The following is an 8,444-nucleotide window of genomic DNA, read 5'->3' as shown; positions in this document are numbered from 1 at the left end:
AGCCAGGGGCTTCCAGGATGCTCAGCAGGCATACCGGAAGGCGGAAAGGGCGGAGCTATGCTCACGACCAGCCCATCGCCTTTTGTCCCCCTATAAAAAGGGATCGGTTTTCAAACCTGCGCGAAAGGTCTCAACGCCAGAGCAGGCAAGGGTTTCAGCCCTTCTGGAAATTCACTAGCAATCAAGATTGGCACAAGATTTCGTATAATCGGGAAATGGAAAATGGGCGGCACAGGCAGCGGCAATCACGGCGGACGGCCCACAATCGAGAACGCCCTGAAGCTCGATCTCCATCAGCTCATCCGCAACGGCTCCTTCCGGCCAGGCGCCACCGTGACCGGCTCGCTCACCTGGACCGACACCTCCAGCGGCCAGCAAAGAGCCTCTATCGGCTATGAGGCGTACATGGGCGGGGATAGAGGTTGGGTCCGCCTGCGCTACACGACCACCAACCACTGGTCCGGCGAGACAACCCAGCACGACTACCGGGTCGAGCTGACCACCACACCGCAGCCCTTCGGCGGTCGGCGCTGGTGGTGGGTCTGCCCGAGGCGCGGCGATCTCGTTGCCAAGATCTACAAGCCCAGCGCCGCTGGCATCTTCGCCTCGCGCAAAGCCCACCGTCTCGCCTACCGGTCCCAGCGTCAGAGCCCCCATGACCGCGCCTTGAGCCAAGCGTTCAAGCGGCGGCAGCGCCTCGGCTCTACCGCCGGCATCGGAGCTTCCATCGACAAGCCCAAGGGCATGCGCTGGGCCACCTTCGACCGCAAGTTGGAGCAGATCGAGGCCGCAGAGGCGGTCTGCAACGCCCACCTGTTCCAGTTCGTCCAACGGTTCACCACAAGCAGGAGATGACATGCCGAGAGGCAAGAAGAACCCAGAGTACACCGGCAAGCCGCCCGAGGCGGTTCGAGCATTTCAGGTTCAGCGCACAACGGCATGCCGCCGCGGCATCCCCTTCCTGTTTACCTTCACTGAATGGTGGGCCTGGTGGCGGATCGATGCGAGATGGGAGCACCGAGGAAATGGCCTGGGCAAGCTCATGATGGCCCGCTTCAACGACGCAGGGGCATACAGCCCCGAGAATGTCTATTGCGCCACGCACGAACAGAACAGCCGGGATATATCGTATGAAACGCGCAGCATCACCAACAAGGCCGGGTGGGCAAGGGGAAGAGCGCGGAACTCTCCCCTCTTCAGCAAAGGAGCTAACAACCCGAACTCGCGGCCCGTCGAAACGCCGGAGGGCATCTTTGCCAGCGCAACCCTCGCGGCCGAGCACTTCGGATTTTCCCGGCATTACGCCTCTTACTTGGCCCGCGAGGAACGGCATGGTTGGCGTTGGGCGGATGGCGCAACCGAGAACTGGAGCGAGAAGTCGGTGCAATTAGAGCACCCGGAACGAGCTGAAGACCGGGAGAGCATGCCTGCCGAGATGGAAATCAGGCGAGAGAGGAACAGGAGGCGTTCGGAGACGATGAAGGCCAAGGCTGCGGCGAAACGTGCGGAACGTCTATCCGATTTCAGAGATCCCGGTAGCCCCGCCGACGCTTCTCCTGAGCAATAGCCTCCAGCGCCTTTCCGGCTTCGATCTCGCTCGGGAAGATCTCGACCAGATCCTGTCCATTGGTGCCGATCCGGCCCCAGTTACGCACCAGGCGCACGGTCCCGAACAGATCCTGCTCGATCATGAGGCTGTAGAAGCGCCTCACCCGATGTTCTGGGTCGATCCGGTGCAGCACCAGATGGTGTTTGATCGGGGAGCGCAGCTCGTCAGGCAACTCGCTTTTGTATCTCTTCGAGGACGCTTCGCTCATCCTCGAAGAGATCTCCCTCCAGCGTGTAGTAGTGACCTTTTGGCGTTCGAATGAACGATTCGAGTATGGGAGTTGGTTTGAAGCCTAGCACTATCGGCCACGCGCTTGAGGAGGTCTCATCTTCTTGCACTGTCCACGCAATGACTGGCGTGTACGCCAGTTCAACGACGTTGCCCTTCTCGTTGATCACACCATCAACGAGATCATACCCAGCTTCTGCCGGCACAATATGGCGCTCACTCATAGTTCTTTCTCCCTCGCCAATCTCAGCTGGTCTAGCTCTCCGCTAACCACCTCGGCTTTGCCGAATGCCCTGCAACAGGCGGTCCAAGGCGGCTTCAAGTCGAGGGTCAGATTCAGAGGCTAATGGAGGAATGCCGCTCTTCTTCACTAACGGGCCCATAAGCATAGACGTTTCAAGTTCTCCCTTGCTTTTGGGCCCGTTAAGCGGTGAAGCCTCAGCATTGGCCACAGACGGGCGCGGGCTGCTGGTCCGGGTGATTGCCCGCCGTTGGCCAGCACAGCCGCCACGGACCGCCGCAGCCCGCTTGTTCGCCGCGATGAAGGTAGGAGCGTACTCGGAGCCGAACACGAACAGGATCGGCTTGCGGCGCAGGCCGTCTTCCGTGGGTTTGTAACGCGAGCCGGAGGCGATGGCGCGATCAAGGAAGCCGATCTCTTCTAGAACGTGGATTGCGCTCCGCACCCGTTTTTCTGTCAGCTGGATCTCGGGATGCTTGGCGAGCTCGCGACGGTCAATCGGGAAGCCGAGGCCAATCCGACCAGGCGTCGACCAGAACCGGCCAAGGAAGGTCGCCAGGGCGAATGCTGCATCCCGATTGCGGAATGGCGCCAGTGACGATGTCAGGCGGTCGCGCACGTCGCGGGGCAGGCGATATCGTTGACCAGTGAACAATGGCGTGAACGGGCGACGAACGTTTCGCGTCCGCGGCCGGAATGGCTTGCCAAGTGGCAGCCGGGATTGAACAGAAAGCATGCGTTCCCCTTCGAGCTGTCGCCCGTCGAGGGGAGGCATTCAGGCATAGCTCCGCCATCAACAGAAACGATGTTTCTGCTTGACGGGCGGCCAGCTTTTCGGGAGGATCAGATCGCCAAATCAATCCTATCCCGGTTCGCCGGCATGCATGAGGCCCGCCCCTTCGGCGGGCTTTCGTGTTTCTAGTCTCCATTCGTCTCTGGCATGCAAATCACTTTGCAACGCCATCGAGCAACATGCCCTGCCGACTCGGCGGAAGGCAAGGCCACGCCTAGGCTCTACCGAACTCGTTAACGCCGAATTAACCAAACACCCCCAACGTGAGGTGGGGAACGTGCGCAACGTGGGCCGCCCTACACGTCCAACCTGCCAACAGGCCGGTTCCAACGTGGGCCGCCCTTCAGCGCCAACGTACTCCTACTGACGATGTTGGGAATGTTGGATGTCTGAGACTCGGTTTGTGACGGTGACCTATCGTGAGATTGCAGAGCGGTTCGGCATCGGCATTGAAGGTGCGCGCATCAAGGCAAAGCGCCGTGCAGCCAAGGGTCTCTGGCGCATCATCCCCGGCAACCATCCTCAAGATATCATCCGCGTTGAAATCCCGGAGGATGAGTTCACCTCTAGCCAGCCCGCCCAACGTGGGGCGACCTACAACCCCAACGATGGGACACCAACGACTCCGCCCCAACAAGAGGAAGAGCGTAGGGACGCCAACGACATAGACGCGTTGGTTGAGCTTATCTCCCAACTCACGACGCAGTCAGCGGTAATGACGGATCGGCTAGTTGATGCTGAGAAGGGAAAGGCAGAAGCTGAGCGGGATGCCGCTATCGCACGAGCCGCCCTGGCCAGCGCTGAAGCACGACTCACGGCGATGCAGGAGGGGTACCTTTCAGACCTGAAGGAATTACGTGACCGGATGGAAACGGAGTCGGATAGGGCACGATCCGAGCTTGCAGAATGGAAGGCGCGTCCGTGGTGGCGTCGCCTGGCTGGCTGACCTACCTTGGTGAGCTGGACTTAATGCGCTGCAACCTGTTGCTCTACCTGCGGGTTAGTTCTGAGCTGAGGGGCCGGAGAGTGTCTCATGGCACAGGCGGTGGATCATCGCAGCAACTGGCTCCTGGCGTCCCTGGAACCCGACGATCTGGCGTATCTTGAGCCGTACCTAGAGGTCGTGATCCTGCCGAAGGGCACAGTCCTCTATGAAGCCGGGGACATCATCCAGTTCATCTACTTCCCGCATGATGCCATCATGGGCGTGATCAACGTCCTGAAGGAGGGCCAAGCCGTCGAGGTCGCATCTTTCGGGCGAGAGGGGATGCTCGGGCTGATCAGCGCCATCGCCTCCCGTGAGGCCTTCGGGCGCTACAAGGTGGAGGTCCCCGGCTCCGCTTCACGCATTGATATACGCAGACTGCTGGAGGCCATGGCCGCCCGTCCCAAGCTGCGACAGCTGATCCGCAGATACAGCGAGGCCTTGCTGGTCCAGACGTTTCAGAGTGTTTCTTGCAACGCCGTTCATACGGCAGAGTCGCGTTGCTGCAACTGGATCTTGAGCACCCGGGACCGGATCGGTGAGGATCTTCTGCCTCTGACCCATGCCGATTTAGCCGAGTTTCTGGGGGTGCAACGCTCCACGGTCAGCACGATCCTGCGCTCGTTTCAAATGCAAGGTCTGATTACTCAGCAGCGTGGGGGCATCATCATCACGAACCGGGCTGGCCTCGAAGCGATGGGCTGCGAATGTTATGAGAGGGTCCGCGAGGTCTACGCACGATTGTTGCCCATGCCGCTCTCATGGGCTGATCACAAAAGAGGGCAACAAGAGCCTTTCTGATTACCCGCTCTGCGATCCTTGTAAGGTTTTCTCGACGATCCTTGAATCACGGTCCAACAGCGCCAGCAGAACTCGGGCTGGTCCTTGAGGGGAGCGGTGTCCCTGTTCCCAATTGCGGATCGTCGCTACCGGGACACCAATCTGGCTCGCAAAGGCTGTCTGCGACAGGCCCGTCTTCCGCCGGATGGCCGCCACGTCGATCTCGTCCGGCACCCGTAAGGGGAGGGGAGAGACCAAGCGCAGACCAAGCACCCCTGTCTGCTCGGGCTCCGCGAGAGCTTCGCTCAACCCTCCCAAGAGCCGATCATAGTCATCATCCCTGCCCATCGGGCGATCTCCTCCATGCCACAGAGATACGTCAGGGACGTACTCCGTCAATGACAGACTACGTCAACGACTGCCTCCGTCATTGACGGATGTGTCAGAGGCAGGCGTCACCGGACGCGGCTTGTCCTCGCCTCCGGCAGGACTGCTTGGAACCTCTTTGGCGGTCGGCGGAGCCTTGGGCTCACGAGCGGCCTCTTTCGCAGCCTGAACGCGAGCCTTTCGACGATGCCATGCCTCCAGCACCTCCTGCTGCAGGGGCGGCCTTGGCTTCGGCAGGGTTCGCCAGATCAGTAGGGTGAACGCCTTGCCCACGGCAACCACGAGGGCCATGCCGTAGAGGAAGATCACCGGAGAGAAACTCCCGCTCATTCGTTGCCCCGTCTCCCTGACAAACCGCCGAAGGCCATCCCGTGATCATCTCCCGCTCATGCTGCGCCCCCATATGGCGCGGACATCTGCGCCAATCGGGCACACGGACGGCCGGGTCGGCTGAATTGACAGACTTGATCAGATTGTTCGTAACCAATGCCAAGTACAAAACAAATGCGGAATAGTGGGGCTCCCATGATCGTGTTGCTGGCGGCCGCCCTGATCGGCGGCTTGGTTACCTTTGCTGCGCTCCCGCCCTTTGGAGTGCTTATTGCCCTCCTTGGTGCGCCGTTCGGCGGAAGCTTCTCGACGCTTATCGCGGGCCTGCTTCTGGCCTTCGTGAGGACTCGAGCAGAGCGGAAGCAGGTGCACAGCGCTCAGGCCTCTCTGGAGAAGCCAAGGGCAGCCGCCTAAACCCGCTCCAGCACCCGCTTGACCTGCATGGCGGACCACGCCTTGCCCTTCGCCGTCGCAATGCCCCGGGCGTTGAGCTCCGCCGCGATCTCGCGCAGCGTGGATGCGCCCGCCGCGCGGATCTCCGCCACCACTGGCGCCAGCGCCTGGGCCCGCTCCACCGCCTCCGCCCGGTAGGCGGGCGCCAGTTGCTCCGCCCCATGCCGCCCAAGGGCCTTGCCCCGGGCCTTCACCGCTTGTAGGGCCGCCTTCGTCCGCGCCGAAATCAGCCGCCGTTCCTTCTCCGCCAGGGCGGCGTAGATGTGCAGCATGAACGGATCGGCATCCGCCCCCAGCTCGGCCACGATGAACGGCACCCGCTGGGCCATCAGCCCGGCAATGAAGGCCACATCACGCGACAGACGATCCAGCTTCGCCACCAGCACCGGGCATTTCCGCCGCTTTGCCGCTGCAAGGGCCTTGACCAGCTCGGGCCGCCGGTCAAGCGCATCCGCTCCCTTGCCGGTCTCCACCTCGACATGCTCGGCGATGATCTCGAAGCCCTCCGCCTCACAGAACCGGGCCAGGGCCGCCCGTTGCGCCTCGAGCCCGAGGCCGCTCCGGCCCTGCCGTGCAGTGGAGACGCGGATGTAGGCGATGATCGGTTTCATGGGTTTTGTCACAGGCAAACGTTGGTATGCCTGTGACAGGTCGCGAAAAACTCGGTTCTGTCAAGGCGTTCTCGCTCTACCTCCTCTGAGGCGGTTCAACAGGTCCTGCGCTTCGGTTCATGCTGGGGCGATGCGGACCATGATCCTTGTCGTCGGCCTCCTCGGCCTCGCTCCTGCCCTTGCTCAGGATGCCCCATCCCTTTGGCGGGATCCCGATGGGGGCTGCACCTACTTCAAACTTGGCGACACCCTCAGCCTCCGCTATCAGCGTGATGGCTTCCCAGACTGCCCAGACTGCCCAGACTGCCCAGACGCCAGACAGGAGACCGGTCGACAGCCCATGCCTGCTGTCGATCAGACAGGGTCGGTGACCCGCGATGACGTCCGGGACATCACCCGGGCCATTGAAGGGCTGAGCCGCAGGCTGGACGACGTGAAACGCGAGTTCGAGCGCCGGGGCCGCAACCAGCCCTGACGCGAAGAGGCTTCGTCTTTTTGTGCGAAACACCCCCACCCCCTTCCAGGGACCCGTACCGACATATGAGAGCACCAAAAGGACTGGCTTTTCGTCACGGCCACGCTCTTGAACAGAAGGGGAACGATTCCCATCTTAGGACGGCAAAGGTTGGCAGCCGTGATGGCTTCCTTCTGACGCCAGGAGACCGGGTCTGCTCGGAGGTTCCCGCCGGTCTTGTGAATGCTGCTGTTATGCGACGGGATTCGTCACGATCCTTCACCGTCGCAGGCCCTCTGGGGCTTCCTGAATAGATCGTGCGGACCGGACCGCCCACCAAACCGGAAGCCCTGCGGCGGGGCCAATCGCTGAATGAAAAACGCTGGCTCTGGTGAGCCCATTCCATCCAGCGGCCTATACGGTGCCGGGCATCCCCCGGAGGGTCGGAAGCGGTGGCCCCCTGTCCGGCCTGGTCTGCGGGTGCGCCCAGAAAAGCACTCAGCGGGTGATGCGGGGACAACGCATCAAGGCGAGCCACGAGCCGCCGAAGGGATCCAAGTACGCGGTGCGCAAGCCCTCCTCTTAGCCAGGGGCTTCCAGGATGCTCAGCAGGCATACCGGAAGGCGGAAAGGGCGGAGCTATGCTCACGACCAGCCCATCATCTTTCGTCCCCTCTAAAAAGGGACTGGTTTTCAAACCTGTGCGAAAGGTCTCAACGCCAGAGAACACAAGGGTTTCAGCCGTTCTGGAAACTCACCAGAAATCAAGATCGGCACGAAATTTCGTATAATTGGGAAATGGAAAATGGGCGGCACAGGCAGCGGCAATCACGGCGGACGGCCCACAATCGAGCACGCCCTGAAGCTCGATCTCCATCACCTCATCCGGCAGGGCTCCTTCCGGCTAGGCGCTACCATGACAGGTTCGCTCACCTGGACCGATACCTCCAGCGGCCAGCAAAGAGCCAGCATCGGCTATGAGGCGCACATGGGCGACGAGCACGGCTGGGTCCGCCTGCGCTACACGACCACCAACCACTGGTCTGGCGAGAAGACCGATCATGACTATCGGGTCCAGCTGACGACCACGCCGCAGCCCTTTGGTGGCCGCCGCTGGTGGTGGGTCTGCCCGAGGCGCGGCGATCTCGTCACCAAGCTCTACAAACCTACCAGCGCGGGGATCTTCGCCTCGCGCAAGGCTCATCGTCTCGCCTACCGCTCGCAGCGCCAGAGCCCCCATGACCGCGCCTTGAGCCAAGCCTTTCAAGCGGCGTCAGCGCCTCGGCTCTACCGCCGGCATTGGCGATCCCATCGACAAGCCAAAGGGCATGCGTTGGGCCACCTTCGACCGCAAGATGGAGCAGATCGAGGCCGCAGAGGCCGTCTGCAATGCTTGTCTCCGGTTCATCCAGAAGTTCTCCGAACCTCAGAAGCGTTAGAGTCTTAAAAACGCAAATAATTTCCATTCGCTTCGGGTAAAGAGAGGCACTTAATCTTGCACTAATACCAAGTCCCGCTGATCAGAACCGGTGCGCCCACTCCCGCAGGCCGAGGGACATGATCGTCCAGGGTC

13 protein-coding genes are annotated in these 8,444 nt (G+C 61.5%); 7 read left to right on the top strand and 6 right to left on the bottom strand.

Annotated elements, in window-relative coordinates; genetic code table 11:
- Nucleotides 1-222 precede the first annotated feature (222 nt).
- Both DRB19_RS27925 and DRB19_RS27920 read left to right on the top strand, forming a co-directional pair.
- On the top strand, nucleotides 223-855 hold the full coding sequence (locus DRB19_RS27925) for a hypothetical protein (RefSeq protein WP_114189242.1): 633 nt from the start codon (nucleotides 223-225) through the stop codon (nucleotides 853-855).
- Nucleotide 856: 1 nt separating this feature from the next.
- Complete coding sequence (locus tag DRB19_RS27920; protein ID WP_114189241.1) at nucleotides 857-1,567, top strand: hypothetical protein; 711 nt, start codon at nucleotides 857-859, stop codon at nucleotides 1,565-1,567.
- On the opposite strand, the gene DRB19_RS27915 is transcribed toward DRB19_RS27920, so the two are convergent.
- Genes DRB19_RS27915 through DRB19_RS27905 form a run of 3 tightly spaced genes read right to left on the bottom strand, consistent with a single transcriptional unit; the run spans nucleotide 1,524 to nucleotide 2,853 of the window.
- Nucleotides 1,524-1,781, bottom strand: coding sequence for a WGR domain-containing protein (locus DRB19_RS27915; protein ID WP_114189240.1), 258 nt, complete (start codon nucleotides 1,779-1,781; stop codon nucleotides 1,524-1,526). The two genes, DRB19_RS27920 and DRB19_RS27915, sit on opposite strands and share 44 nt — an antisense overlap.
- On the bottom strand, nucleotides 1,774-2,061 hold the full coding sequence (locus DRB19_RS27910; protein ID WP_114189239.1) for a hypothetical protein: 288 nt from the start codon (nucleotides 2,059-2,061) through the stop codon (nucleotides 1,774-1,776). The genes DRB19_RS27915 and DRB19_RS27910 overlap by 8 nt, the downstream gene beginning before the upstream one ends.
- 42 nt (nucleotides 2,062-2,103) lie before the next feature.
- The gene (locus DRB19_RS27905; RefSeq protein ID WP_114189238.1) at nucleotides 2,104-2,853 is read right to left on the bottom strand and encodes a hypothetical protein; all 750 of its coding nucleotides are present in this window, start codon (nucleotides 2,851-2,853) and stop codon (nucleotides 2,104-2,106) included.
- A gap of 403 nt (nucleotides 2,854-3,256) precedes the next feature.
- Here DRB19_RS27905 and DRB19_RS27900 point away from each other — a divergent pair, with 403 nt between their 5' ends.
- Both DRB19_RS27900 and DRB19_RS27895 read left to right on the top strand, forming a co-directional pair.
- The gene (locus DRB19_RS27900) at nucleotides 3,257-3,817 is read left to right on the top strand and encodes a hypothetical protein (protein WP_114189237.1); all 561 of its coding nucleotides are present in this window, start codon (nucleotides 3,257-3,259) and stop codon (nucleotides 3,815-3,817) included.
- Nucleotides 3,818-3,904: 87 nt separating this feature from the next.
- On the top strand, nucleotides 3,905-4,657 hold the full coding sequence (locus DRB19_RS27895; protein WP_114189236.1) for a Crp/Fnr family transcriptional regulator: 753 nt from the start codon (nucleotides 3,905-3,907) through the stop codon (nucleotides 4,655-4,657).
- Here DRB19_RS27895 and DRB19_RS27890 read toward each other — a convergent pair whose 3' ends face one another.
- Nucleotides 4,658-4,984, bottom strand: a complete 327-nt coding sequence (locus DRB19_RS27890) for a helix-turn-helix domain-containing protein (RefSeq protein ID WP_114189235.1) — start codon at nucleotides 4,982-4,984, stop codon at nucleotides 4,658-4,660.
- A gap of 63 nt (nucleotides 4,985-5,047) precedes the next feature.
- The gene (locus tag DRB19_RS27885; protein ID WP_174800021.1) at nucleotides 5,048-5,353 is read right to left on the bottom strand and encodes a hypothetical protein; all 306 of its coding nucleotides are present in this window, start codon (nucleotides 5,351-5,353) and stop codon (nucleotides 5,048-5,050) included.
- A 195-nt stretch (nucleotides 5,354-5,548) separates the two neighbouring features.
- Here DRB19_RS27885 and DRB19_RS27880 point away from each other — a divergent pair, with 195 nt between their 5' ends.
- Complete coding sequence (locus tag DRB19_RS27880) at nucleotides 5,549-5,767, top strand: hypothetical protein (protein ID WP_147023157.1); 219 nt, start codon at nucleotides 5,549-5,551, stop codon at nucleotides 5,765-5,767.
- Here DRB19_RS27880 and DRB19_RS27875 read toward each other — a convergent pair.
- Complete coding sequence (locus tag DRB19_RS27875; RefSeq protein WP_114189233.1) at nucleotides 5,764-6,417, bottom strand: recombinase family protein; 654 nt, start codon at nucleotides 6,415-6,417, stop codon at nucleotides 5,764-5,766. The genes DRB19_RS27880 and DRB19_RS27875 overlap by 4 nt on opposite strands.
- 139 nt (nucleotides 6,418-6,556) lie before the next feature.
- On the opposite strand from DRB19_RS27875, the gene DRB19_RS27870 reads away from it, so the two are divergent.
- Both DRB19_RS27870 and DRB19_RS27865 read left to right on the top strand, forming a co-directional pair.
- The gene (locus DRB19_RS27870; protein WP_147023158.1) at nucleotides 6,557-6,892 is read left to right on the top strand and encodes a hypothetical protein; all 336 of its coding nucleotides are present in this window, start codon (nucleotides 6,557-6,559) and stop codon (nucleotides 6,890-6,892) included.
- Nucleotides 6,893-7,676: 784 nt separating this feature from the next.
- Entirely contained in the window at nucleotides 7,677-8,318 is a 642-nt protein-coding gene (locus DRB19_RS27865) for a hypothetical protein (protein ID WP_245439879.1), read from the top strand.
- The last annotated feature ends 126 nt before the right edge of the window (nucleotides 8,319-8,444 follow it).

It is taken from the genome of Microvirga aerophila (assembly GCF_003332305.1).
GTDB lineage: Bacteria > Pseudomonadota > Alphaproteobacteria > Rhizobiales > Beijerinckiaceae > Microvirga > Microvirga aerophila.
The sequence above is the reverse complement of the archived record's forward strand: the minus strand, read 5'-3'. Positions and strand labels throughout refer to the sequence as shown.